The sequence below is a fragment of the Metabacillus litoralis genome (assembly GCF_020524045.1).
GTDB classification, from domain to species: Bacteria; Bacillota; Bacilli; order Bacillales; family Bacillaceae; genus Metabacillus; species Metabacillus litoralis_C.
Genome location: NZ_JAIVKL010000005.1, coordinates 313,868 through 339,149 on the forward strand (window position 1 = coordinate 313,868; position 25,282 = coordinate 339,149).

The window sequence follows — 25,282 nt, forward strand, 5'->3', positions numbered from 1 at the left end:
AGGAGCGTGTCAAAGGGAGCCTGTAACGGAAATCGACAACAAAATTTAGAGCCTAATTTGAAAAAATAATGAACAAACGATAATGTACATTTTGTCCATGTAAAAAGTGAGAAAGATCCATGTTATCAATAATTGATAATTGTTATCATTGATAATGAAATTCATTATTGTTTAGGAGGAAAAGAAATGAAGAAATTATTAGCATCTTGGAGTATGGTGTTAATGCTACTTTTAGTCGTATTAACTGCTTGTTCAAGTGGTGAAAAAACTGCTTCTGAAGCAGATGCAAATACAGAAAAAGAGCAAGAAACTGAACAAGTAGAAGAAGTGGAAGAAGAAGTCGCAGAAACAAGAACAGTAGAGCACTTATATGGAAAAGCAGAAGTGCCATTGAATCCTGAGAAAATTGTTCTTTTATCACATGTTTCTTGGGAAGGATCTCTTGTATCAGTGGGGGTAAAGCCACATGCAGTTATGGCATATGACAATGAATTCCCTCCACATCTAACTGAAGAACTTGCAGGAGTAACTGCATTACCTTATGCAGATGAAATTAATTCAGAGGAAATAGTGAAATTGGATCCAGATTTACTTATTATCAGTGACCGCTATAAACCACTTTACGATCAGTTATCTGAAACAATACCAACGGTTGTTGTCGAAGTTGGTGGGGATTGGAAAGAAGATCATTTGAAAGTAGCTGAAGCAGCAGGCAAATTAGAAGAAGGACAAAAAGTTATAGATGAGATGGAAAAAGAAGCCGAAGATATCGGAAATCGTATTCGTGAAAAAGTTGGCGAAGAAACATTTATGGCTGTAGCGATTAATAAGAAAGATATCCGTGTTTATGGAAAAACAAATCACGCAACAAACTCACTATTATTTGATGATCTTAAGTTAACACCAGCAGAAAATCTTCCAGAAGATTTTGGTGAAAATATATCGATTGAAGGATTAGTAAAATATAACCCAGATCATATTCTTGATGTGTCTTACTTTAACAGTGGAGAGTACTATGACTCTGTAACTGAGGGAGAGGTATGGAATAACTTAAATGCTGTTAAAAATAAAAAAGTACATACTCTTTCTACAACTTGGGGTTTCTGGGATCCAATTGAACGCCAAAAAGGCTTAAAGGAAATAGAGAAATTACTATTAGGTGAGTAAGCTTTGTCAAAGTGTAATTGAAATGGGGACCTAAATTTAATAATTAATCATTCGTTTCTATTATTTAACAAAACATCTGTTAAAACAATTGTTGAACATGAGGATTTTCTTCTCCTTGATTAAATAACATGAAGTTTAACATTGCTAAAAAACTAAGCTTTTTTAGTAGTCTTTCTGAACTAGAAAGACTATTTTTTTCTCACCTATTGAGAATGGTTATCATTTAGTGGGTCTAAAGACACAGTGAAAGGGTGGGAATATGGATCAGCCGGCCAAACTTATTGCTGAAAATGCAACATTTCAGGCTTTTATTAACAGTTATATTCGTGAATTAGATTGTGAGACTTGGGTAGAAAAGAAAGATTGGATAAATGGGCATTTTACTTCTGTGGAACCTGAGAGTGATCATTTAGTAGTGATTGAGTTACCTTGCAAAAAAATGAAATATGTAATTGAAGTTGAATACAAATCTCTCGTTGGAAGGCATGTTTTTAGGAGATCACTTAAATTCTGTGCTAATGACAAACAATGGCATAGGGAAGATCGTGTAACAGTTATGATTTCTTTAATACAAGAACTTCATTTAAAAGCAAGAGCAAAAAAATGTTATGAACTTGTTTCACATTATGATGAATTGATACTGCGGTTACTCGAAAGTTTTCATATGATGACAACTTATATTGAAAATCGAATGGATGATCTTAAGCTATATTCAGCGAAAAGCTCTTTTATCGAAACGGAACAATCACTTTTATATGGTCACTGGCTTCATCCCACACCGAAGAGTAGACAAGGAATGGCGAATTGGCAGCATAAAAGTTATGCACCAGAATTAAAAGGGGAGTTCCAACTTCACTATTTTCAAGTTGATTGTCGTTTAGTAAAGGAATCTTCTTCTTTAAAAGTTAGTGCGAGTGATTGGATCGAACAATCGATGCTAAAAGATGACCCACAACTGCGAATAGAAGAGGGTACATGTATTATTCCAATGCATCCTCTTCAATCTCAATGGCTATTACAGCAGAACCATGTGAAGAAGGCGATAGATAGACAATTGATTAAGCATTTAGGTGCAAAGGGACCACTCTTTACAGCAACATCTTCTTTAAGAACAGTGTATAACAAGGAAAAAGATTTGATGTACAAATTTTCAATACCTGTAAAGGTTACAAATTCTCTACGAATGAATAAATTGAACGAACTAAAAGCAGGGGTAAACATGGCTAAATTACTAAGTAAAATACCATTCTTAGATGAAAATCCATTATTTAAAATTATTGAGGATCCAGCTTATATTACAGTTGATTTTCCAAATCAGATGGAGTCAGGCTTTGAGGTGATTCTTCGGACTAATTCATTTCCAAGAGGTAAAGATCAGGGGATTAGTTCGATTGCTTCTATTGTACAAGATCCTTTGCCAAACCAGAAATCGCGTCTTGCTAACTTAATCTCCTATTTAGCAGAATCAGAATCTAGATCAGAGGATCAAATAGCTCTAGAATGGTTTGAAAAGTATTGGAACTGTGCAATTGAACCTCTTATTCGACTATATGATGAGTATGGAATTGCTCTTGAGGCACACCAACAAAATAGTGTGTTAGATATATCTACTGGATATCCTGAATTATATTATTATCGTGATAACCAAGGGTATTATTTGTCTAAAACGTACGATAAAGAACTACACTTCATAGAACCCTCTCTTTCTTCAACACCTGATCTATTTTATGAAGATACTATGATTGAAGATCGATTTACTTATTATTTGTTTATGAATCAACTGTTTTCAGTTATTTATCGATTTGGTGCTGACCATCTATTAGAAGAGAAGAGACTAGTAGAAGTAGCATTTGAAAAGTTGCAAAAGTTAGAAACTAAATTAACAGGAATAGGAAAAAAGTTTGTTTATCACATTCTCAATAAAGAAAAACTTGCATATAAGGCGAATTTATTAACAAGATTTCATGATGTTGATGAGTTATCAGCAGAACTTGAACAAGCAATTTATACGAATATAACAAATCCGTTTCTACTACAACATAAGGAGGAAGATTATGCTCAAGCCATATCTCTTACCTTCTAACAAATCATTCACACGAGTAAGACGTCAGTTGGTAGAAGCAATGATTTTTGAAGGTTTGATTCAATACACTGTAGTAGAAAATAATAATGACAAATCTGTTTTATCATTTTATCTTTACGGAAAAAAGCATAACTTTCGTTGTAAAGGGCGAAAGACTTCATTTGATCGAATTCATGTAAAAGAAGATAGTATTTTTATGGAACTTCAAAATCAGCAACTAATAGAAGCTCCTATAGAAGCGCTTTTAGATGAGATTGAAATAGATCCACAATCTAAGGAGACGATATTAAAAGAACTATGGCAAACGGTTAAGTTCTGTGAATGGAATGTAACAAATCTTAAACTACCTTTTTCAAGAAGAGAAAGTTGTTTTGAAGAGCTAGAATCTGAAATTATAGAAGGTCATCTCTACCATCCTTGCTTCAAATCTCGAACAGGCTTTTCCCTAGATGACCATGAAAGATATGGCCCTGAAGCGAAACAAACCTTCTCATTAATATGGGTTGCAATAAGAAGAAATAAAATGCGAGTATCTCTTTTCGAAAGAGAAGCTGATTTTTGGAAAAGAGAGTTAGGTCAAATTTTATGGGAAAGGTTGTTGGAGGAGCTTGAGATACAAGGTGGAACGTTCGAAGAATATGTCTTTCTCCCAATACATCCTTGGCAATTTAAATCAATACAACCGTTTTTACAAGAAGGCATTCATTCAAATGAGATGATCATCTTAAATGTTGTAGGTGATCATTATAGAGCAACACAATCTATTCGTACTTTATGGAATAAAACAAATCCAGACAAAGCGTACTTGAAATTGTCTATGAATTTGGTTAATACTTCCTCTTTGAGAATACTGGATTCTCATTCGGTGTGTGCTGCTCCAACTATTTCAGCCTGGCTTGAAGAAATAATAAACTCGGATCCTTATTTAAAGCATGATGCTTCTTTAGTCATACTTAAAGAATACGCTGGTATTATTTATGATTCTGAAGAATCAAAAGCGATGAAATTGTCTGGTCATCTTGGAGCTATTTGGAGAGAAAGTATTAACAAATATTTAGAGGAAGATGAAGAAGCGGTTCCGTTTACTGCTCTTTTAATGATGGAAAAAGACGGATTTCCATTCATTACTCATTGGATCAAACAATATGGAATAAAAAACTGGCTAACCCGCTTATTTGAAGTAAGTATTGTTCCTGTTTGGCACTTTCTGATTGCACATGGAATTGCTTTAGAAGCTCATGCTCAAAATATGATTTTACTCCATAAAAATGGATGGCCTACAAGAATTGTATTAAGAGATTTTCATGACAGCATAGAATTCACAAAAGAATTTTTAGCTAAAGAAATTCTTCCTCCTGATTTTGGGAAATTACACAATATGTTTAAGGATGCACCTGAAAATCAATTTTATTGGATGGCATCTGTAGAGGATCTAAGAGAGTTAATCATGGATACGTTATTTGTTTTTCATTTTAGTGAATTATCTTTTTTACTAGATGAAGAGTATCAATATAAAGAAGAAGAATTTTGGAACCAAGTGGATCAAGTGATTACGAGCCACTTAAATCGATTTCCTGAATTAAAGAACAGACACGAACAAGTACAACATTCTCGTGCTCAAATATATGTTGAATCACTTTTAACAAAAAAACTTCGTGAAAATAAAGAATCTGAATCATTTCGACATACTGTCCGAAATGTGTTCGCTCATTTGAGTTTTAAAAAGGAGAAATAAATATGTTCTATGTGAATGATCAATATTATACAATTCAAGATTTAGAGCAGCAATTTTCAGTCTTAGAAAGTATAAAACTTATGAGAGATTGCAAGAATTATAGAATAGCAGTGTGTATACCAGATGCATTTCAGATGATTGCTATATGCTTATTTATCCGCAAAAAAGGTGGTTCTGTTTTTCCTATACATGCTGCAACACCAGAGGAGGGAGCTAGTAGAATGGCATCTCTTGCATCTAGTCATTTATTGATATATCAATCAATTGATACCATTCTTGAGGTTTCAAATCATCAAAATGAAAGAGAAGGATTTCTTATTCAAATGAGTTCTGGTACAACAGGAGCTCCAAAATGTATTGAGCGGACTTGGTTGTCAGTAGAGGAAGAATTAGAAAACTATAAGGCTACTTTACCAGTTGATGGGTCTACAAAGTCAATTGTTGCTTGCCCTATCACACATTCTTATGGATTAATTAGTGGATTTTTGGCTTGTATAAAAAGGGGAGCTGAACCAGTGGTACTGACCAATATAAATCCTAAATACATATTAAAAAAGCTTGAGGAATTTCCGAAGTATATTTTTTATGCAGCTCCAATATTACTCCATACTTTAAGTAGATTAATGAAGAATGAACAGCGCTTTGATTATGTCATGACATCGGGAACGGTGATGCCTTCTAACTGGCTAACTTTATTAAGAAAAGTGTCAAAAAGAGTTCTTCAGCAATATGGATGCTCTGAGACCGGATGTGTGACGGTTCATCCGAATTTGGTTACTTCTCATGAAATGGGATTTCCACTGCCACATGTGAAAATAAAGGCAGGCGATATCAAAAATCCGAATGAGATTATTATCACTACAAAATCAAGATCAATTTATACAAAAGACCTTGGCTATATACAAGATGGTGTGCTTTCTTTTCTTTCAAGAATGGATGACACAATTAATGTGGCAGGATTAAATGTTTATCCTCAAGAGGTTGAGAATGTATTGATGAATGATCCAAGAATAGAAGAAGCAGTAGTGTATAAGAAACACAACAAATTATCTGGTGAGCGAGTATGTGTTCAATTTGTTTCCAAGGAAGATATTAATGAAATAGAACTAAGAGAATGGTGTAAAAAGTACCTTGCTCCACATCAAATACCGATGGAATTTCATCATGTTTTTGAAATTGAAAAATTAGCAAATGGCAAGATTAGTAGAAAAAAATTAGCGGGGTTACTCATATGAATAGATTAGAAATTATAGAAGTTATTTATAACATCCTAAAAAATCAGATAGAGCTCAACACAATCTCTTCATTTCATGAAGAAGCTCGCTTAAATGAAGATCTTTATATGGATTCAGTTATTATCCTTGAACTTATCTTATATTTAGAGCTGAATCTTGGGATAGAAGTGCCTGATGAAGCCCTAATTCCAAAAGATTTTCGTACGATAGGAAGTTTAGCTGATTTTTTAGAACGCCAGCAAAAACTAGCTTTGGTGGAGGAATCAAATGATTAAAGTTCATTGTTTCGTAAGTTGTGTTTGTGAAGTCATTAAGAAAACAAAAGATGTTGATCATAGACCTTATTATTTTGGAGTCTGGGATGCTGACTTTGATATTCAAGAAGGTATATTATCTTATCATTCCAATCATATTGATCATCATTTTTTTCAAACTTGGTATGAAATGCTTTATGGAATAAAGCTATTTAAATGGTATAACGAAAACAAGTCTAAACAAGATAACATTGATGTTTTGAAAAAATTAATAGAAAACAAGTCACAACATGATTACATCATGGTTATGTTGGATTTGTCTATGCTTCCAGAGCGCGAAAACAAGTTTAATCAAAAGCCTTTTCCTCACTACGTTATGCTTGAAAAAACTGAAGATGATGAAAAATGGTTTATGTATGACCCGGATTTTCGTTGGGAAGGTATTTTACCGAAAGAGAGAATTCTTCGTGCCATAAAAGAACCTTCAGTAAAAGGAGGCTATCATTTTAATGCTGATTCTGTTATCGCTCCAACTTCTGAGACGGTTGAAGCTTTTTTTAACACATGTATAAAGCATGACTGTAATCCTCTCACAGAAGCAGTTTCAGAAATTATAAAACTTTATACAGTTGGAGAGAAGCAGAAATATATTTCAGAGCTTACGATAGCTTTGAAACAATTACCTGTTTTAGCGATTAGGAAGTATGCTTATGAACACGCATTTGCTTTCTTTTTTGAGAGTCTTGGACAAAATGAGTCGGAATTTGAATATTGGTGTAATGAAATTGAGCGACTTGTGAATGGTTTTACAGCCATTCAATACCGGGCAATGAAACTTTCAATAACAAAAGACTTTTCAATTGTTCAAGAAATAGAATCAAAATTAGCTGAACAAAATGTACTAGAATTACAAATCAAAAGAGCATGTCAGAAATACTTTGAGATGTGGGTTTTTGAACAAAATAAAAGGCAATGTTAAAGCTTAATGTTAATTTTTAGCACTTTGTTGATTGGAGTGAAAGGCATGAGACTCCTGCGGGAGAAGCGTGTCAAAGGGAGACCCCACAGGCGCTTGTGCCGAGGAGGCTCCCGGACCGCCCGCGGAAAGCGAATGCCTGCAACGGAAATCAACAACAAAGTTTAACAGAGCTAAATAAAAAGAAAGAGAAGGTGACAACAAAATGAAGCTCTCCATTTGTACCATTTCTTTTAGACATCATCTCCAGTCAATCGATCAAATAGCTCATTGGGCAAAAACTCATCAATTTCAAGGAATTGAGCTTTGGGGCATTCATGCCAAAAATATGGCTGATCAACCTCATTATGGAAAGGATTGGTTAAATACATATGGCTTAGAAACAAGTATGCTTAGTGATTATTTACCACTAGAGGCTTCAATTCCTCATTTAGTGAACGAAACAATGAAATTATCTTCTCTTGCCAAACACTGGGGGACGAATAAGATTCGAACATTTGTAGGGAAAAAGGGGAGTCATCAAACAAGTTACCGTGAAAAGCAACAATTAATAGTAAAACTACGTATGGTGTGTGATTATCTTTATTCTCAAGAACAGTTTTTACTTGTTGAAACACACCCGAATACACTAACGGATAGTCTAACATCTACGATCGAGCTACTAAAAGAAAGTAATCATCCAGCACTTCGAATAAATTTCGATGTGTTACATATTTGGGAGTCAGGTGTAGACCCAATTAAAGCAGTTAAAGATCTTCAACCGTTTGTATCTCATTTTCATTTTAAAAATATATCATCAAATAAATATCTTCCTGTTTTCGCACCAGAAAATGTCTATGCTGCATCAGGCTCAAGAGAAGGTATGGTTTCATTGTTTGATGGAGAAGTAAACTACCATAAATTTTTAGTAGAAATGATTCCAAAAATGGATATTCATGCGTCATTGGAATGGTTTGGTTCTAATGTTTTGGATATCTTAGCAAAAGATAGTAAAGAATTAAGGAAGGTACTAGAGTTGGTTCAGATAAGCAGTTAACTAAAAGGCTAAAACTTCCTCCCCGTTGGCAATAGTACGAACTTGTTTTTCCTGAGAAAACAACACCTTTTTATCTGAGGTAATAAGTCAAATAGGCATAGAAGGTAAATAGCACCTTCTATGCTTATTTACATTCTAATTTTCTTAATATTAAGAAGGGACTTATCTTTGTTTGATAAGCTAACAATGTAATTGACAGACATAAAAGCAGTGGATAAAATATTGAACAATATACAGTAAAGAAACTACATCTGAAAAAAATTTATTCATTTGTGCAAATGATCCAAAAATTAAAACACAAAACTATGGTGTGACTCTGATATAAGAGTATTACATTTGTATGTTCTCATCTTTAGTCAGAAAGGAGAGGTTTCTTTGAACAGGCAGAATAAACGACAAAATTATATTGCGACAGCTGGTAAGAATAGCCTTCCTGATACTGTTATTAAAAATGGAAAGATTGTGGATGTATTTAACGGAGAAATTATCGAGCAGGACGTTGCTATTCACGATGGAATGATTGTTGGAATCGGTGAGTATGAAGGAAAGACTGTCATTGATGCGAAAGGACAATTTATTTGTCCTGGATTGATTGATGCACATGTGCATATTGAATCTTCTCTTGTATCTCCTTCTCAATTTGCACAAGTTGTGTTACCTCATGGTGTAACAAGTATTATCACTGATCCTCATGAAATTGCTAATGTTTCGGGAGTGAGAGGAATTCAATACATGATCGATAATTCTGAAGGAATTCCACTTGATGTATTCTTTATGCTACCATCAAGTGTTCCTGCGACTACTTTTGAAAACAATGGAGCCACTCTTCTTGCCGAAAATCTTCTTCCTTTCTTAAAATCAGAACGTGTACTAGGTTTAGCAGAAGTGATGGATTTTCCTGCTGTGAAAAATCGTAATCCTGAGATGATGAAGAAGCTTGAATTAACACAACAAATTGATGGACATGGAGCAGGGTTAGATAAGGATGGGCTGAATATTTACCGAGCAGCAGGTATTCAAACAGATCATGAAGCAACAACTGCTGAAGAAGCAAAAGAACGGCTTCAACGAGGTATGTACTTACTTATACGTGAAGGATCTGTGGCAAAGGATTTAAAAGCACTCCTTCCAGTCGTTAAGCCACATAATCTTTCTCGGTGCATGTTTTGCACAGATGATAAACATTTAGATGATTTAATAAAAGAAGGTAGTATTGATCATAATGTTCGATTAGCTATACAAGAAGGTATGGATCCCATTACTGCAATAACAATGGCTTCTCTTAACCCAGCGAGCTGTTATGGATTAAAAACGAAAGGGGCAATTGCACCGGGGTTTGAAGCAGATTTCTTTTTCACAGAAAGTTTAGAGGAATTTGTGATTTCCTCAGTGTATAAGGGGGGAAGCCTTGTTGGTGATTTTGGAAAATATATTGGGAAGAATTTAGATTGTGAAAATTCATCAATTACTTTGAATGAAACTGTACGTATAGATGAAGTGAGAAAAAAAGATTTAGTCATGCCTTTAAAAACCAACATAGTAAATGTTATCGGTGTTGTTCCAAATAGTTTAGTTACTAGAAAAATAGAAGTGATTTTAGAAGGGAATGATAGTGAATTCTATCCTTCTGTAGAAAAAGATCTATTGAAAATGGCTGTGATTGAACGACATCATTATACAGGAAACATAGGTCTTGGCATTGTCAGAGGTTTTCAGTTGAAAAAAGGTGCAATTGCAACAACTATAGCTCATGATTCACATAATCTTGTTGTCGCAGGCACAAATGATGAAGATATGATAAAGGCTATCAAGGCATTAACTGAGATGCAAGGAGGACTAGTTTATGTGGTTGACGGAGAAATTATAGCTTCACTCACTCTTTCTATTGCAGGTCTGTTTTCTGATCATGATTTTAATAAAGTGAATGAAGAACTTATTGCATTTAAGAATTCACTTAAAGAAAGTGGTTTTGATCCAGGATTTAATCCATTTTTAACACTGTCTTTTTTAACCTTGCCTGTTATACCAGAAGTAAAGCTTACAGATAAAGGTTTGTTTGATATGAGTGTTTTTAAACATATTTCAGTAGAGGTTTAGTATTTAATAGAGGTATTTTCGTCTATTTTATTGATTTAAAAGAGGTTGGGACATAAGTATTTTAACAAAATAGAAACCGAACAATGGCTGTAGGTGTAGTTACGTCGCTCCTGAAATATACTCCGCTAAGCTATTACTTTGTTTGGAATTTTTGTTAATTACTACGTTATGTCCCCGCCTCTTTTTGTGCTTTCTGTATATCTTTGAAAGAACGTCTTGGTTTTTCTTTTAAGTTGTAATCAATATTAAAGATAGCCAAAATTTTAACTTATATGTTCAAAAACAAAAATGAAATTTGTTAACGATTGTTTTAATTGGGCAATATAGTCATAAAGTATACTTGCAAATAATGGAGGATATAACATCCTATGGATAAAAAAATCAATCAGTCTACTTATTCAGATCGATTTCCCTACTTAGGACGTAACCTGATATCAGGTCTTTTTTTTGGACTAGGTTTAGCTGCGTTCATCGATGAAACTGTTTTTCATCAACTTCTTCATTGGCATCATTTCTATGACAAATCAACAACAACTATCGGCCTTGTCTCAGATGGATTATTTCATGCATTTAGTTGGTTTGCGACAATAGCTAGCTTGTTCATCCTTGCCGATCTACGTCATAAAAATGCTTTTTGGCTAAAGAGATGGTGGGGTGGAGTGTTACTAGGTAGCGGAAGCTTTCAATTATATGATGGTATTATTCAACATAAGATTATGCGAATTCATCAAATACGTTATGTTGAAAATATAATCATCTATGATTTGATTTGGAATATCATCGCTGTGATCATAATCTTGTTTGGAATCTTTTTCATTAAAGGGTATGTCAAACCTCATCGCTGATTTTTATATTTTTGAATGGAGTGAAAGGCGTGCTGCGTCCTGACTAGAGAAGATGTCTGTTAAAGAAAGATTCCAGAGGTTATAGCTTTTAAGTGAAGGCCTCCTAACCGCTCTAGGAAGAATCACTGTTGGGACTTATTATTATTTTTCCCCGTAGATAGTGAAGTCCTATAAAGTCAATCAATAAAGTATTCTAATTTATATATTTCTTATGTTTAAAGGAGAAACAGCAGATGTACTATGAAGTTTTACATAACGGAAGTGTAAGTTTTTTTGAGAGAATGATCATTTTATTGATTATTTTTTTCATTTTTTTGTATATATTCGCTACCATTTCTTCTAATCGTAGGTATAAGAAATGGCCTTTTTATCGAACTGTTTTTTGGATATTGGGGGTTTTATTTGCTGCATCCACTCTTATTGGCCCCATTGCAGACCTGGCGCATCATGATTTTAGAGTACATATGATTGGTCATTTGTTTCTAGGGATGCTCGCTCCTCTTCTTATGGTACTGGCTGCCCCGATAACACTTGTTTTACGAACTCTGAAGGTGAAACATGCTCGCTGTCTTTCATCGATACTCAAGAGTCATCCTATGAAATTCTTCTCAGACCCTATTATTGCATCTATCCTCAATGTAGGTGGATTATGGATTCTTTATACTACTGAGCTATATTCAAGTATGCATCACAATATCTATTTACATTTTTTTATTCATCTACACGTTTTCTTAGCTGGGTACCTTTTCACAGCATCAATGATCTATATTGATCCAACAGCACACAGAAGAAAGATAGGGTATCGAGCTATTATTTTAGTTCTTGCTTTAGCCTTTCATGGCATTTTATCAAAATACATATATGCCAATCCTCCATATGGAATTTCGAGTAAGCATGCCGAAACAGGAGGGATTTTGATGTATTATGGTGGTGATTTTATTGATGCTTTCCTTATATTCTTTCTTTGTTTGCAATGGTACAAAGCTCAACAACCAAGAGTACGTCAGTATTAAAATTTTTTTTGTATTTAGGCAAGACTGATATCCTAGGAGTCAAGTGTCCTCCGCTTGATTCCACTATAACTACTAGATCAAAGTACCTCTCACTTAAGAAAGCATCTCAAAAAAATAAATAATTATTTGATAAAACTTTTTCTAGTATAAAATGTCTAATATATAGAAGCATCTGGAGGGAGGAGCAGCAGTGAATGTTAATAAAGTGAAAAAGGCGATTAACGGGAATGATCAAGCATTTCTAGAAGTAATCCATGCTCATAAGATAGATTTATATAAAACTGCATTATCTTACTTGAAAAATCAAGATCAAGCTATTGAGGCGATTCAAGAGGTGACATTTCGAGCATATAAGAGCATACATGAATTACGTGAACCTAACTATGTTAAAACTTGGTTGATTTGAATCATGATTAATTATTGTCAGGATATTTTAAAGAAAAATAACCGGATGATTTTAGATGAAAAACTATTATTGCAACTAGGAAAGAACGAGGATTATCGTTATATAGAAATTGAAGAAGCCATGACCTACTTAGACGATGATCAAAGAGAGTTAATTCATTTGAAATATTTTCAAGATATAAAGATAAAAGAGATAGCAATGATGTGGAATTGTCCAGAAGGTACGGTGAAAACTTTGGCTTTTAAAGCTCTTCGCACTTTACGTTATATCCTTGAAGAGAAAGGAGAGAAGAAAAATGTTTGAGAAGGAAGAAAGAAAATTAACAGAATGGAAAGAACAGTACGATTTAATTGATATCCCATTAGATAAAATAGATCAAGCTATAGAATCAGGCTATAAAAATGGCAAAATAGCAAATAAACAGAAGAAAAAAATCTGGATTATGCCGAGTATTGCAGCAGCTATTATTTTAATAAGTCTTTTAACAACCATCCGAGTATCACCTACTTTTGCTGAATATCTATCTACAGTTCCAGGAATGGAGAAAATTGTTGAACTTATCAGCAATAATAAAGGATTACAAGCAGCAATAGACAATGAATACGCACAAAAAATAGGAATTTCACAAAAAAAAAATGGCATGAATATGACAATCGATTCTGTTATATCTGATGATAAGGGAATGGTTATCTTTTATTCAATTGAAGGGGTAGAGAAATTAAGTGAATTGCAAATTGAGAAAGTGACTCTTCATACTAAAAGCGGCGATAAAATAAAGTACGACACTTTGTCGTTTGGAAATCCTTCTGATGATCAAACAAAGAGTTATTCTGATGTTTTGGAATTCTACTTCTCAGACCCTCTAGATTCACAAGAATTAAAGCTGAACGTAGAAGTGAAAAATCAGGGGATTATGACAGACTTTTCAGTTCCATTTACGATAAAAAAACAAGATCACAAATCTCAAGTATATGAAATGAATAAAACAGTGAGTATTGAAAATCAAAACATTACTGTGAAAAAAGTAACGGTTGATCCATTGCGGGTAGCAGTTCATGTTGAGATGGATCCAAATAATTCAAAGAAGCTTTTAGAATTTCAAGATATTAGACTTGTAGATCAAAATGGAGAAGCTTGGTCAAAAATCGCAAATGGGATCACAGCATCTAAGATTAATGATCATGAACAAATGATTTATCTACAAAGTAATTATTTCAAAACGCCTAAAGAACTGTATTTAGTCATAAATAAAATTCAGGCAGTGAATAAAGAAGATGCATTTGTTATTATAGATACTGAAAAAAAGGAGATTATTCAACAACCAAAAGGAAATAAACTTTCAGATTTACAAGTAGAAGGAGGGAACATTACTTTAAATTTAGAATTAGAGAAAGAATTTAATTATCACATTTTTACATCGATTGAAGATAGTCAAGGTAAAGACATAAGTAGTACTGGTGGAGTATCTTATGGTTATGAAGATCATGCTCAAAGTATTGGTTTCACACTAGATAATCGAAAGTACTCAAACCCAATTAAGCTTCAACTAGGATTTTATCCTAGTTGGATCAATGGGGATGTGAAAATGAAATTGGAATGAGGGTTCATAGGAAGAGAAACCATAGTCATTATGGGTTTCTCTTCCTATTCTTATTGTTGTTTAGGCATTCCTGGAGGGTAATAATATGGAGGAACTTTAATCCAACTCTTTTTTCTCATTGCATCCTTTAGTGAAGTACCAAATTTCATTTTTTCTAGCATACATTGAGTAAATAATGCACCAACATCATTACGAATGCATTGGGAACATGAAACTGCACAATGAGAAACAGCAGTAGCCGTTTTGATACTCAACCCATTTACAATTTCTTCATCTGTTAGTTTTACGCCTAAAGGAACACTATTAGGATCAGAATTTGGTCGCTGTTCACTTGTTGGTGGTAAATGTATTCCTTCTGTTTTCATAAATTGCTTAAAACGTTCGCCTTGTACATCACACTGTTTTAAACTCTGTTTTAGCAGATCTTTTACTTCATCATCATTTGTTGAATTAAGACCTATCTGAATATAAACTGTTGCTTCATCCATTAAAGCTAAATACATCCAACAACTCATCACTTCTCCAACATGAAGAGGATTTTTGGGCTCGTCATCTAAACTAATTTGTAAAAAGTCTTTTACTGATTCAAATATCGTTGTCACTTTTTTTCCTCCTAGCCAAAATATATGGGTGGTATCTGATTCTTGCAATTAGTGAATCAATAGCTATTGTCTCCCCTTGGACACGCTCTTCCTGCAGGAGTTTCATAAATATTCAATTCCAAATAACAAAGTGCTAAAAATCAACCTTGAGCTTTCACATAGCTATTTATTAAAAAACGCTTATCTTCGATGTACTTATAATTACCAGATTTAGAAAAACTATGAGCAAATATTTAAATGGATTAAGTCAGATTCCATATATGGTCAACACTTATCTTTATTTTACGATCTTCTAAATTCGTTTGAAGATTATTGTATAATAGATAAAAGGAATATACTGGTTAAAATCTTTTAATGATGTATTTTCTTTTGAGATAGGAGGCTGAAGATGGAACATAAGAAACCATTTAATGATGCGGTAGACCATATGGCACAAATTGAAGGACTTCCATTGAAAAAGATAAATTTAAAGAAATTACCAAAACCTCTAGAGTACTTTGGCTATTTCTTTATTTGTGATTATGATAGGAATTCTATTTACAAACTAATTTCAAAGGTTTGTTATATCTTTTTATTGAAGGAAAATGAAAAAGTTTACTTTATTTATATATTATTAAGATTTAATTATTTAAGAGTTAGTGAGCATGTGAAGATATTCTTAATAAAATGAGGAAGACCAACATGCCATCTTATTAAGAAACATTGGTTTGAGGTGATATTTGTGCTGTTAATTTTTATTTTCTTGGTTTTAGGTTTAATAGAACTTTTATTTAGAAGATTATTTAAAATGAAAAAGGTAGGTTTATTCGGTAAATATGAGCATCATACAATAAAATTTGAAAAACGAGAAAAAATTTTATTTTTTTCTTTTATGCTCGTTTTAATGATTAATATCATATTTGAAATGATCGTAAACAATTTGTTAATTTTAACTGTTTACATTATGCTTTCATCACTCATAAGAGGAATAGAAGAATGGCAATATGATAGAGAAAGCAAAGAATATGTATTTAGTTTAGCAAATGTATCATGTTTTTTTGTTATTTTCTTTTTGCTGTTATTAAATATTTTATAGATGTAGAATTCAGACTGTTTACAATCGCTCGCTTTCTTTGTTGCTCATTACCAAACAGGGTAATTCCTCTGCTACCAAGACTTCTTGCCTCGAAAGTAGTCAAGCGCTTCAATCATTCTGAAGGTCTTGAAAATATACGTTGTCTACAAACTGGTAAGATAAATTTTTGTCTGGAATTTTCTATTATAGTAAAAAGCTTCAATACCTTTTCATGTATAATCAAACTCATATAGTAGAATTCGTTGGCTGGAACAATAAGTATATATACTAGTGATAAACCCGAATTATTAGATGATAGGTCAATTAATCTATCGCCTAATAGTACGGGTTTTTAGTTGCTGTTTTTAAAAAATTTATACGATATTCTATTCTTAAGAACTAGTGGAATGAAGGAAACAAACTTGACTTTCAACTTAAATGATTAAGAGCAAACAGTATTATACATTGTGAATTTTAACAATAGTTTAGATTTATTCATCTTTTGGATAATTTCTTTAATTATCTCACAGCATCTTTTTCGTTTCTCAGTTTGACTTGTAATCGGTATCATAATAAAATAATTGTAAACTAATCGATAACTTAAAATATTGATAGATTTAAATTAAAATGGATAACACAAAGATTAGGTGAATACAATGACTAAGTACTTTTATTTACATTACCTAAAGCTATTGTGTAAGGGGGACATCAAGATGCCTAACAAACAAGGACAGGAATCTTTTGATTTTGAGCAACGTTTTAAAAATGGACCTGGAAAAGTTGAAGGTGCGTTTAAGACACTTTATATGTTGTACAAAGGGCAATTTCGAAATATTGGATTATCGTTTTTTTTCTTTCTTATAAAACATTCTCCAGTATGGATCATACCCATTGTTACAGCAAATATGATAGATATTGCTAGTAACCCTAAAGAACATAGCATGACAGATCTTTGGGTTAATTTAGCTGTTGTTGCTTTTGTCATTTTGCAGAATATTCCTTCTCAAATGTTACATATGAGCTTTTTGAGCAAAGCTTCTAGACACGTTGAAGCCGGACTGAGAAGTACATTAGTAAGAAAACTTCAGCACTTGTCAATTTCATATCATAGTGAGCTAAAATCAGGAAGGCTTCAATCTAAAGTTTTACGTGATGTGGAAAATATTGAATTTTTATCAAAACAAATTATGTACACATTTTCTGCTGCATTAACAAGTGTAATTGTTGCGATAGGTGTAACTGCTAGTAAAAACTTGTTGGTTGCTTTGTTCTTTATCCTTGTTATTCCCGTTGCCATTTTACTTGTTTATTTCTTTAAAAAGAATTTACAAAAAAAGAATAATGAATTTCGTAAGCAGATTGAAACGATGTCAGGTCAAGTTGCTGAAACTTTAACAATGATTCCAGTAACTAGAGCACATGGATTAGAGGAGCTGGAAATCAAGAAAACAGATACTACATTAGAAAATCTAAAAGGAAAAGGATATAAGCTAGATATTTCTGAAGCATACTTTGGTGCTACAGGATGGGTTGTGTTTCAACTTTTTCAAATGTTTTGTCTTATCTTTACAGCTATTCTTGCCTATCAGGGTACGATTACTGTTGGAGATGTTGTCATGTACCAAGGATTTTTCACAACGATATTAATGTCAATTAATCAAATTATCAATGTCTACCCACAGTTAGCGAAAGGATATGAATCGATTATTTCAGTTTCGGAGGTATTGTTTTCAACTCAAACGGTTGAATATCAAGGTAAACAAAAATTACCGTCAATTGCTGGGAAGATAACGTTTGAACAAGTGAACTTTCAGTATGCAGACTCTTCAAAACATGTTTTACATGACCTTAATTTAGAGGTGAAAGCAGGAGAATGTGTGGCACTTGTGGGTGCTTCTGGTGCTGGTAAATCAACTGTTTTAAGTATGGTTTTGGGATTTTATAAACCAAATGAAGGAAGGTTGTTAGTTGATGGTGTTCCATATGACGATCTTCAAATGCAAACTTACCGTCAAAAACTAGCAGTTGTGCCACAAAACACAATTCTTTTTTCAGGCTCAATTCGTGATAATATCACATATGGAGTGAGTAGTGTTTCAGAAGAGAGATTATATGAAGTTATTGAAATGGCAAATCTTCAAGATGTTATTGCTGATATGCCAAATGGTTTAGATACATTAATTGGTGAGCACGGTGGAAAGCTTTCAGGAGGTCAAAGACAAAGAATTGCTATTGCAAGAGCGATTATTCGTGATCCACAAATCATTTTATTAGATGAAGCAACCTCTGCACTTGATAATGTTTCAGAATATCGTGTACAACAAGCGATTCAAAAATTAATAAAAGGTCGGACAACATTTATTGTAGCTCATAGGTTATCTACAATTCGAGATGCAGATCGTATTATAGTCATGGATAATGGTACATGTGTTGAAGAAGGGAGTTTTGAAGAGCTTATTAAACGTAAAGGGGAATTTTATAAGTTAAAGCAGTTGCAAGCATAAGATGTTGATCTAGTCACTGATTCTAGTTTCATCGCTTTTTTATGGATAATAAGCCTTTTGGAATAACAGAATCTTTGCCTTCAATTCCAAAGGCTTACGTCCTAGCCTAATTGGTTGTTTGTCACTTTCTTAAAAGTATTTATATCAACTCTCCATTTTCTCTTCATTAATTGTTCTTCTGCCATTTTAATCATTTCCCTGACCATATTACCTCCAAGATTTCCACCAATTTTACCTGCATCTTTAGATAATAAGCTTCCGTTGTTTTTTTCGTTTAGTGGTATCCCAAATTCTTTTGCTACTTCAAATTTTGCCTTATCAGGAAATGATGTGTTTGCAACCTTTGCTTTTAATTGATCAAGATTTTGCTTAGCTTTTGGGTTAGTGATCTTCCTATTTTTGCTCACGAATTTATCTCCTTTCATTACTTTCTTATTTGTTAGCTTTTGTTTGTTTTCTGAAATTCATGTAAAGAATAACTTTAGAAAGAGAGTAGTGAAAAGGAGTGCAGGATATGGAGCATTGTCATGATTTTTTAAAAGTAAGGGCTCTTTTCTGAACGAGTGTTGATAGGTAACCAAAATTTGGAGTGAAACAGTGTATCCCACTACATGGGTACTATTTTTATGAAGAAAAGATGCCACTAGACTTAATACAGTGCTGATTGCTTAGGGTATGTAAAAGCAACAAAGTTTGCGAAAACAGCCAAAGTAAAAGATGGACTGATACTGACTTAGATGCAAGGTATATTAATATAGATTATCCTTATGCGATTCTACTATCAAGTCAAGAGGGCCAAATCACACTAAGAGAAATACAGGAAGTGATAATGGACAAAATGGAGAAGAAATATTCACATTTACAACAATACAAGAGTTACAGCTATGGTTTGAAAATAATATAGGTGAATAATGACGTTTTACCCAACGATATGCTATAGTTGGGTAAAATTTATTAAAATGAGTGGAGCGATTATGACAGGTAAATTATATTATCAAGATGCGTATCTAACTTCTTTTGAAACCAAAATTGTAAAAGAAGGTTTTGATGAATCTCAAAAAAAAGCATATGTATTACTAGAAGATACCGCTTTTTACCCAACAGGGGGTGGACAACCTCATGATATAGGTGAAATTGATGGTCACAATGTATTAGATGTAGAAGAAGTGAACGGAGAGCTTCGTCATTATGTTGAAACAATCCCAAAACGTACTGACAAAGTCTCGTGTAGCATAAATTGGGAGAGACGTTTTGATCATATGCAACAGCATGCAGGTCAGCATATTTTATCAGCGGCCTTTGAGAATACCTATGGATATAAAACGATTAGCTTTCATTTAGGAAAAGAAATTTGCACAATTGATTTAGCGATAACTGACATCAATGAAGTAGAGATAAACCAGGTTGAATTGATATGCAACAAAATCATTCTTGAAAACAAACCAATTATCACAAAATGGATTACAGAGGAAGAGCTTCCAGCGTATCATCTTAGAAAAGAGCTAACAGTGAAAGACAACATTCGCCTTGTCATTATACCAGGTGTTGATGACAATGGCTGTGGAGGGACTCATCCAAAATCAACAGGAGAAGTTAGTGTGATAAAGATTTTGGGACTTGAAAAACAAAAAAAACACATACGAGTTCAATTTGTTTGTGGGCATCGTGTTCGTCATCAGCTTCATGATAAACATAAGGTGATGGTAGAATTAACAAGTAAATTAAATGCACCTCAAGAAAAGCTGAGTGAAGCAGCAGATCGTTTGATAGAAAATAATCGAGAACTTCAAAAAGATTTGGAGAATCTTAAAAGTCAGCTTATTCAATATGAAGCAAATGAATTGATATCAAATGCTCATCTCTTAAATAATGTTCATGTTATCTCAAGTGTATACATAAACAGGCCGATAAGTGATCTGCAAGATTTAGCAAAAGATCTTTTGACAAAGAAAAACAATACAATTATTATTTTAATAAGTGATAATCAAGAAAAATTACAACTTGTGAGTGCTAGAAGTGAAGATATTAACCTAAATTTAAATGCTGTATTAAAGGGAATTCTACCTGATATAAATGGAAAAGGTGGAGGGAAGCCATCGTTTGTTCAAGCTGGTGGTGATAAAGCTATATCTTCAGAAAGTTTATTACGAAATTTCTTAGAAAATGTAAAAAATGTAATCAACTAAAATATTTTTGGGAACATCTGCTATTGCATTCACCTATAAAATTTAGTATTATAACTATACAAGCTGCGCTGTACGCATTTTTTATAAAGTTTTAACCTTTAAGCTGAAATAGGGAGTTTTACATTGAGGACGGAATACCAAGCCTTCATTATGTAGAGGAAGGTATGAAAGCTTCTGCGAACACCCACTTGTAGGAGTGGTGGTTTAAAACTCTATAATTTATGATGCGGCAATCGCGGCTCTTATAACAATGATTAATCCGGCTCCCTTATGGAAGCCGGATTTTTGTATATCTAGAATTTTCCCATTTAATCATTGCTTCATTACACGATTGTTAAATGAAATCTGGATAAACTTTTCCTGGATAATATATCTAGAGTTTTAAAGGCAGTATTATGAGCTTTCTTGAGGTGATAAATATTTAGCTGGTATATAACCTTGTTCTCCCGATGAAAGGATTTCGACCTTAGCTTGTCTAATTCCCATGTCTACAACTTCAACTTTCGTGTTCTCCTCAACAATCATAACATTTCCACTTTCTGTCATATTATTGATTTGCTCATAATTTGAATCTTCTATTAATCCATATAGTTCATCATAATCTTCTTCATTTAAAGGAAACAGTAAAGGTGTGTTAATAATAGCTGTTTCACCCTCTGATACGAATGATGGATCAATATCATCTACTTCCTCTTCCAGTTCATTGTTTAGATTATCAACAAGATTATTAATTTCTTCTTCACTGTTTTCTAGAGATTGTTCAACTTCTTGTTCAATTTCTTCAGCTTCGTTCTCAATTATGTTTGTAGCATTTTCTACTTGATTACAACCAGTAAGTAATCCTATTGCCAAAATTGTTAGTAGTAATTGTTTCATAATCTAAAACCTCCTCTACTAATGATGTAACACAAATAGAGCAGGTCTAAACATTTTCTTGTTATAGTATGTTAAAAAAACCACCAAATTACTACATATCAACTACTTCTTTAGGAAGTTTTTGTGGGGCACTCGGTATATTTTTCTTGGTCGTTTCAATTACATCTGATGAAAATATAGTAATAACTAGACGACCACCTATAACCTTTGACCGAATAAGTAGTGGCTGATTATGTTGATTTTTAAATGTGAAATCTGGTCCATACCAACTAACAGTTGCATCCCGATTTGGAGGAACGTAAGGTACTTGTCGGCTGTGAGAATACCGTTCGATTATTTTTACTCCTGCACGGTCTACCGCATTAAAGAGAGTTGATGAAACCTGGCATATTCCTCCTCCAACTCCCTCTGACAATTCTCCTTTAACAATAATAGGGGCAGGTAAATACCCTTTTTCAACTGTTCGATTACCCACAACTGAATTAAATGAGAAAATCTCGCCTGGAAAAACAACATGATTATTTATTGCCTCTGAAGCTAATTGAATATTTTGAGAGCGTTGTTTGTTTCTACTATTAAAATAAGTAATATAATAGCTGATTTGTTTTGTTTTAATACTTGAAAGTAACTCACTATCAACCCGAGGATAAAGTGTTTGAATGGGGATGTTTATTGTCACAGAGCCATTAGAGAAAAAGGATTGATAAAATTTCATTTTGAATTTTTCTTGATTAAGTTTCGATCCTTTTTCTTCGCTAATTAATTGATTTTGTTCATTTAAATATGCGTCAATTGGTGCTTTATAAACTTTTGAGTTTACATATTCAGTTAATTCGATTAATTTTTGTTTGTCTATTAAATAATTTGCAATTGGGTGAAGTTGAAAATCACTACGGTTTACAGTTTTTATTTCTTCTCCCTCATGTGTAATCAGTATTTTCTCAGATAAGTTTACAGGTTGCATAAATTGTAAGGAAAGAAATATTGAGAGGAAAAAATACATTGAATGTTCATCTCCTAGTTAATTATTATCGTTAATCACTTTAATCAAAGGATCTATATTTACTTTCCAAGAAGAGATAGGAGAGGTTCTTATTATTGTAAAAGAAATATTTTCTTTAACTGCTTCTTTGTTTTTAAAATATATTTTAAGGTCGACTGGAAAGGTTGTTAGTAACTCATTTGATTTTTTTGTCGTTTTTATGGACCAAGACATTGTTTCTATTTTGTCGATAGATCGCAAAGCTTCATCTATTTTTTTATTACTTAGAGCTACTTTTTTAGCTAATGATTTATCGTTATTTTTTATCGTTACTAAAAGTACATTTAATAACTGTTCTGCATCGAGTTCCTTTATATAATCTTCATACTTTCCAGCGGCTTTTAAAATCATCAGATGGTGTGATAAATCAGATTTTCCTGAGCGATGTGTGGTGCTTCCTGAGAAATGAATGCAAAAATGACCCGGAAATCCATTGTTTATCGCACCTGCCCCATGTGGCATACCATGCATAGAAGCGGGAATTAACAGATTGTTTGTCACTATTAAAATGGCGCGGCGATGCCAACTCCAGTTGCCATTGTAGATATCTTTCATTATTTTAGTATCATTGCTTGTCAAAGGTTGAACATCTGCATGACGACTACCAGCTCTTCTTTGAACAGTGAAAGATTTCGCTGTCTCAATATCAATTACAGTAAATATAGATTTTTTCGGAATAATCTTATTTACTTCCTGCCAATCCTCTAAAGTAATTTCAAAATCTAAACAATGCTTAGGGTTACTTTGTAGTGCATAAGTAAATCCGGCATTAAACATGAAGGTGAATAAGGTAACGAAAGTTAGTGAAAGGATTTTCATGTATATTTTCATCTCCATTTTTATCTTGAATCGGTATTTGATAAGAGCTCTTTTCTGACTACTTGTTGCTATGTAACCAAAATTTGGAGTAATAACGAGTTTTTCACTATAAGGGTACTAATTTATGAAGAAAAGATGCCACTTAACTTAATGCAGTGCTGATTGATTAGGCTATTTAATAGCAACAAAGTTTGCGAAAACAGCCTTGATAAAAGCCTTTTTCAAAAAAGACTCTTGATTGTAGGATGGATTATAGCTTAATTTTGATTTTTAGCTCATTGTTGATTTAAAGGTTATTAAATAAGACTCTTGCGGGATTGCCTGTCAAAGAGCGGTATTTTTAGGTTCCCGGGAAAACGAATAGCTGAAACAGAAGTCAGAATCAACAACAATAGGAATACTTTCTAAAACTATTTTGTGGTGAATTGGACATTATAATAGATGTTAAATGCTGGTAGTTACAAAATGTACGTCTAAATATGTCAAAGAGAATGTTATTTATTTTGCTCAAAGTAGGTGTTGAAAATGAATTATATCTATGGATTTATCTATATTTTTGCAGCTTGGAAATGGGGAGATTGGAGAAATTGGCGATTGTATTATCCAACGATTTTATTTTTTGTGAACGGTGATTTATTATATCATTTTCTTCTATTTGATCATTTTCCATTATGGAGATTTAACCCTGTTTCTATAGATGAAAAAAACGGAATAACCAGTGTTCATATTTCTCTAATAATTATGATGATTAAATATCCTTGCACCATATTAATTTACTTAGGGAATTTTCCTAAAGGGAAGTTATCAAAGCAGTTCCTTTATATTACGTTTTGGGTTATGATATACGCGACTAATGAAATCATTACACATCTTTTAGGCGGAATTAAACATTACAATGGTTGGAATGAATGGTGGTCTATTTCATTTGATGTTGTCATGTTTTCAGTATTGGCATTACACCACTATAAACCAGTAATATCTTGGATCTTGTCGTTCATTTATATAATCGTACTTTGGAATCTATTTGATGTACCTTCAACAGTTTTTCGATAATAATATTTGTAAGGAGCTTAATTAATGACAGAAGAAATACTAAAAATCTTTGATGAAGACGGCAATTATAAAGGAATGGAAACAAGACAGAAAGTTCATGAAAAAGGGTATTGGCATGAGACATTCCATTGTTGGTTGATAAGTGTCCATAATGGAGATATTTATATATATTTCCAATTAAGGTGTGAGCAAAAAAAGGATTATCCTAACTTACTTGATATTACAGCTGCAGGTCATTTGCTTTCATGTGAAACTGTGGAAGATGGAGTGAGAGAGGTTAATGAGGAAATTGGAGTTGCTCTTGCATTTAGCGATCTCATTTCATTAGGTGTAATCAAAGAACGTTTGTATGAAAAATGTCTAATTGATCATGAATTATGTCATGTGTTTTTATATGAAACAAAGCATTCATTTGAACATTTTTTCTTGCAAAAAGAAGAAGTTTCGGGAATATACAGAGTGAGATTAGATGACTTTATTGAACTTTGGTTTGGTCAGCAAACGACTATACATAGTGAAGGATTTAAAGAAAATCCATTGGGAGAAAAAATAACAGACGTTAAAGTGATTCATAAACAAAGTTTTGTACCGCACGAAGATCATTATCTTAAAAAAGTGGTTGAAAATATTCAAATCAAAATTGCTCAAAAAAATATATGATTAACATTTTTATCATTTGCTAAAATTAAATGCATCTAG

Annotated in this window: 24 protein-coding genes and 1 other RNA gene; 20 read left to right on the plus strand and 5 right to left on the minus strand. The window is 33.0% G+C overall.

Annotated features, from left to right (window positions below):
• The first annotated feature begins 186 nt into the window (after nt 1-186).
• The 13 genes from LC076_RS10025 to LC076_RS10085 all read left to right on the plus strand — a co-directional run bounded on the left by LC076_RS10025 (nt 187) and on the right by LC076_RS10085 (nt 14,447).
• Entirely contained in the window at nt 187-1,167 is a 981-nt protein-coding gene (locus LC076_RS10025; protein ID WP_226668201.1) for an ABC transporter substrate-binding protein, read from the plus strand.
• Nucleotides 1,168-1,426: 259 nt separating this feature from the next.
• Entirely contained in the window at nt 1,427-3,250 is a 1,824-nt protein-coding gene (locus tag LC076_RS10030) for an IucA/IucC family protein (protein ID WP_226668204.1), read from the plus strand.
• Nucleotides 3,222-4,985: an IucA/IucC family protein gene (locus LC076_RS10035; protein ID WP_226668206.1), complete on the plus strand. Its 1,764-nt coding sequence runs from the start codon at nt 3,222-3,224 to the stop codon at nt 4,983-4,985. Before LC076_RS10030 ends, LC076_RS10035 begins: the two co-directional genes overlap by 29 nt.
• 2 nt (nt 4,986-4,987) lie before the next feature.
• Nucleotides 4,988-6,220, plus strand: coding sequence for an AMP-binding protein (locus tag LC076_RS10040; RefSeq protein WP_226668209.1), 1,233 nt, complete (start codon nt 4,988-4,990; stop codon nt 6,218-6,220).
• Nucleotides 6,217-6,495, plus strand: coding sequence for a petrobactin biosynthesis protein AsbD (asbD, locus tag LC076_RS10045; protein ID WP_226668211.1), 279 nt, complete (start codon nt 6,217-6,219; stop codon nt 6,493-6,495). The genes LC076_RS10040 and asbD overlap by 4 nt, the downstream gene beginning before the upstream one ends.
• Entirely contained in the window at nt 6,488-7,453 is a 966-nt protein-coding gene (locus tag LC076_RS10050; RefSeq protein WP_226668213.1) for a DUF6005 family protein, read from the plus strand. Before asbD ends, LC076_RS10050 begins: the two co-directional genes overlap by 8 nt.
• 202 nt (nt 7,454-7,655) lie before the next feature.
• On the plus strand, nt 7,656-8,486 hold the full coding sequence (locus LC076_RS10055) for a sugar phosphate isomerase/epimerase family protein (RefSeq protein ID WP_226668216.1): 831 nt from the start codon (nt 7,656-7,658) through the stop codon (nt 8,484-8,486).
• Between the two features lie 375 nt (nt 8,487-8,861).
• A complete protein-coding gene (ade, locus tag LC076_RS10060) occupies nt 8,862-10,583 on the plus strand; it encodes an adenine deaminase (protein WP_226668219.1) in 1,722 nt (573 codons plus the stop codon).
• A 368-nt stretch (nt 10,584-10,951) separates the two neighbouring features.
• Entirely contained in the window at nt 10,952-11,428 is a 477-nt protein-coding gene (locus tag LC076_RS10065) for a DUF2243 domain-containing protein (RefSeq protein WP_226668220.1), read from the plus strand.
• A gap of 281 nt (nt 11,429-11,709) precedes the next feature.
• Entirely contained in the window at nt 11,710-12,441 is a 732-nt protein-coding gene (locus LC076_RS10070) for a cytochrome c oxidase assembly protein (RefSeq protein WP_413465970.1), read from the plus strand.
• Nucleotides 12,442-12,631: 190 nt separating this feature from the next.
• A complete protein-coding gene (locus tag LC076_RS10075) occupies nt 12,632-12,847 on the plus strand; it encodes a sigma factor (RefSeq protein WP_226668227.1) in 216 nt (71 codons plus the stop codon).
• 3 nt (nt 12,848-12,850) lie between these two features.
• Nucleotides 12,851-13,150 (plus strand): RNA polymerase sigma factor, encoded by a 300-nt coding sequence (locus LC076_RS10080; RefSeq protein WP_226668229.1) that lies wholly within the window; start codon nt 12,851-12,853, stop codon nt 13,148-13,150.
• On the plus strand, nt 13,143-14,447 hold the full coding sequence (locus LC076_RS10085; RefSeq protein WP_226668231.1) for a DUF4179 domain-containing protein: 1,305 nt from the start codon (nt 13,143-13,145) through the stop codon (nt 14,445-14,447). The genes LC076_RS10080 and LC076_RS10085 overlap by 8 nt, the downstream gene beginning before the upstream one ends.
• A 50-nt stretch (nt 14,448-14,497) precedes the next feature.
• Here LC076_RS10085 and LC076_RS10090 read toward each other — a convergent pair whose 3' ends face one another.
• The gene (locus LC076_RS10090; RefSeq protein ID WP_226668234.1) at nt 14,498-15,049 is read right to left on the minus strand and encodes a DUF3231 family protein; all 552 of its coding nucleotides are present in this window, start codon (nt 15,047-15,049) and stop codon (nt 14,498-14,500) included.
• A 388-nt stretch (nt 15,050-15,437) separates the two neighbouring features.
• Between LC076_RS10090 and LC076_RS10095 the strand changes: the two genes are divergently transcribed.
• The 3 genes from LC076_RS10095 (at nt 15,438) to LC076_RS10105 (ending at nt 18,607) form a co-directional block, all read left to right on the plus strand.
• The gene (locus LC076_RS10095) at nt 15,438-15,719 is read left to right on the plus strand and encodes a hypothetical protein (protein WP_226668237.1); all 282 of its coding nucleotides are present in this window, start codon (nt 15,438-15,440) and stop codon (nt 15,717-15,719) included.
• Between the two features lie 51 nt (nt 15,720-15,770).
• Complete coding sequence (locus LC076_RS10100; RefSeq protein ID WP_226668240.1) at nt 15,771-16,124, plus strand: DUF4181 domain-containing protein; 354 nt, start codon at nt 15,771-15,773, stop codon at nt 16,122-16,124.
• Nucleotides 16,125-16,816: 692 nt separating this feature from the next.
• Nucleotides 16,817-18,607 (plus strand): ABC transporter ATP-binding protein, encoded by a 1,791-nt coding sequence (locus LC076_RS10105; protein ID WP_226668242.1) that lies wholly within the window; start codon nt 16,817-16,819, stop codon nt 18,605-18,607.
• A 101-nt stretch (nt 18,608-18,708) separates the two neighbouring features.
• Here the strand turns inward: LC076_RS10105 and LC076_RS10110 are convergent, their stop codons facing one another.
• Entirely contained in the window at nt 18,709-19,014 is a 306-nt protein-coding gene (locus LC076_RS10110) for an alpha/beta-type small acid-soluble spore protein (RefSeq protein ID WP_226668244.1), read from the minus strand.
• A gap of 567 nt (nt 19,015-19,581) precedes the next feature.
• Between LC076_RS10110 and LC076_RS10115 the strand changes: the two genes are divergently transcribed.
• A complete protein-coding gene (locus LC076_RS10115) occupies nt 19,582-20,793 on the plus strand; it encodes an alanyl-tRNA editing protein (RefSeq protein WP_226668247.1) in 1,212 nt (403 codons plus the stop codon).
• A gap of 57 nt (nt 20,794-20,850) precedes the next feature.
• Nucleotides 20,851-21,039: non-coding RNA, 6S RNA (gene ssrS / locus LC076_RS10120), on the plus strand.
• A 147-nt stretch (nt 21,040-21,186) separates the two neighbouring features.
• On the opposite strand, the gene LC076_RS10125 is transcribed toward ssrS, so the two are convergent.
• From LC076_RS10125 to LC076_RS10135, 3 genes are all read right to left on the minus strand, one after another.
• Complete coding sequence (locus LC076_RS10125; RefSeq protein ID WP_226668249.1) at nt 21,187-21,669, minus strand: hypothetical protein; 483 nt, start codon at nt 21,667-21,669, stop codon at nt 21,187-21,189.
• 91 nt (nt 21,670-21,760) lie between these two features.
• Nucleotides 21,761-22,672, minus strand: a complete 912-nt coding sequence (locus LC076_RS10130; protein WP_226668252.1) for a VanW family protein — start codon at nt 22,670-22,672, stop codon at nt 21,761-21,763.
• Between the two features lie 18 nt (nt 22,673-22,690).
• Nucleotides 22,691-23,530: a hypothetical protein gene (locus LC076_RS10135; protein WP_226668255.1), complete on the minus strand. Its 840-nt coding sequence runs from the start codon at nt 23,528-23,530 to the stop codon at nt 22,691-22,693.
• A gap of 525 nt (nt 23,531-24,055) precedes the next feature.
• On the opposite strand from LC076_RS10135, the gene LC076_RS10140 reads away from it, so the two are divergent.
• Both LC076_RS10140 and LC076_RS10145 read left to right on the plus strand, forming a co-directional pair.
• A complete protein-coding gene (locus LC076_RS10140) occupies nt 24,056-24,583 on the plus strand; it encodes a CBO0543 family protein (protein WP_226668258.1) in 528 nt (175 codons plus the stop codon).
• A 24-nt stretch (nt 24,584-24,607) separates the two neighbouring features.
• Complete coding sequence (locus tag LC076_RS10145; protein WP_226668260.1) at nt 24,608-25,243, plus strand: NUDIX hydrolase; 636 nt, start codon at nt 24,608-24,610, stop codon at nt 25,241-25,243.
• The last annotated feature ends 39 nt before the right edge of the window (nt 25,244-25,282 follow it).

Excerpts from the sequence above, each read along its gene's own strand:
- LC076_RS10025 (WP_226668201.1), top strand. The coding sequence starts at position 187 with ATGAAGAAATTATTAGCATCTTGGAGTATGGTGTTAATGCTACTTTTA.
- LC076_RS10030 (WP_226668204.1), top strand. The coding sequence starts at position 1,427 with ATGGATCAGCCGGCCAAACTTATTGCTGAAAATGCAACATTTCAGGCT.
- LC076_RS10035 (WP_226668206.1), top strand. The coding sequence starts at position 3,222 with ATGCTCAAGCCATATCTCTTACCTTCTAACAAATCATTCACACGAGTA.
- LC076_RS10040 (WP_226668209.1), top strand. The coding sequence starts at position 4,988 with ATGTTCTATGTGAATGATCAATATTATACAATTCAAGATTTAGAGCAG.
- asbD (WP_226668211.1), top strand. The coding sequence starts at position 6,217 with ATGAATAGATTAGAAATTATAGAAGTTATTTATAACATCCTAAAAAAT.
- LC076_RS10050 (WP_226668213.1), top strand. The coding sequence starts at position 6,488 with ATGATTAAAGTTCATTGTTTCGTAAGTTGTGTTTGTGAAGTCATTAAG.
- LC076_RS10055 (WP_226668216.1), top strand. The coding sequence starts at position 7,656 with ATGAAGCTCTCCATTTGTACCATTTCTTTTAGACATCATCTCCAGTCA.
- LC076_RS10065 (WP_226668220.1), top strand. The coding sequence starts at position 10,952 with ATGGATAAAAAAATCAATCAGTCTACTTATTCAGATCGATTTCCCTAC.
- LC076_RS10070 (WP_413465970.1), top strand. The coding sequence starts at position 11,710 with ATGATCATTTTATTGATTATTTTTTTCATTTTTTTGTATATATTCGCT.
- LC076_RS10080 (WP_226668229.1), top strand. The coding sequence starts at position 12,851 with ATGATTAATTATTGTCAGGATATTTTAAAGAAAAATAACCGGATGATT.
- LC076_RS10085 (WP_226668231.1), top strand. The coding sequence starts at position 13,143 with ATGTTTGAGAAGGAAGAAAGAAAATTAACAGAATGGAAAGAACAGTAC.
- LC076_RS10095 (WP_226668237.1), top strand. The coding sequence starts at position 15,438 with ATGGAACATAAGAAACCATTTAATGATGCGGTAGACCATATGGCACAA.
- LC076_RS10105 (WP_226668242.1), top strand. The coding sequence starts at position 16,817 with ATGCCTAACAAACAAGGACAGGAATCTTTTGATTTTGAGCAACGTTTT.
- LC076_RS10115 (WP_226668247.1), top strand. The coding sequence starts at position 19,582 with ATGACAGGTAAATTATATTATCAAGATGCGTATCTAACTTCTTTTGAA.
- LC076_RS10125 (WP_226668249.1), bottom strand. The coding sequence starts at position 21,669 with ATGAAACAATTACTACTAACAATTTTGGCAATAGGATTACTTACTGGT.
- LC076_RS10130 (WP_226668252.1), bottom strand. The coding sequence starts at position 22,672 with ATGTATTTTTTCCTCTCAATATTTCTTTCCTTACAATTTATGCAACCT.
- LC076_RS10135 (WP_226668255.1), bottom strand. The coding sequence starts at position 23,530 with ATGAAAATCCTTTCACTAACTTTCGTTACCTTATTCACCTTCATGTTT.
- LC076_RS10140 (WP_226668258.1), top strand. The coding sequence starts at position 24,056 with ATGAATTATATCTATGGATTTATCTATATTTTTGCAGCTTGGAAATGG.
- LC076_RS10145 (WP_226668260.1), top strand. The coding sequence starts at position 24,608 with ATGACAGAAGAAATACTAAAAATCTTTGATGAAGACGGCAATTATAAA.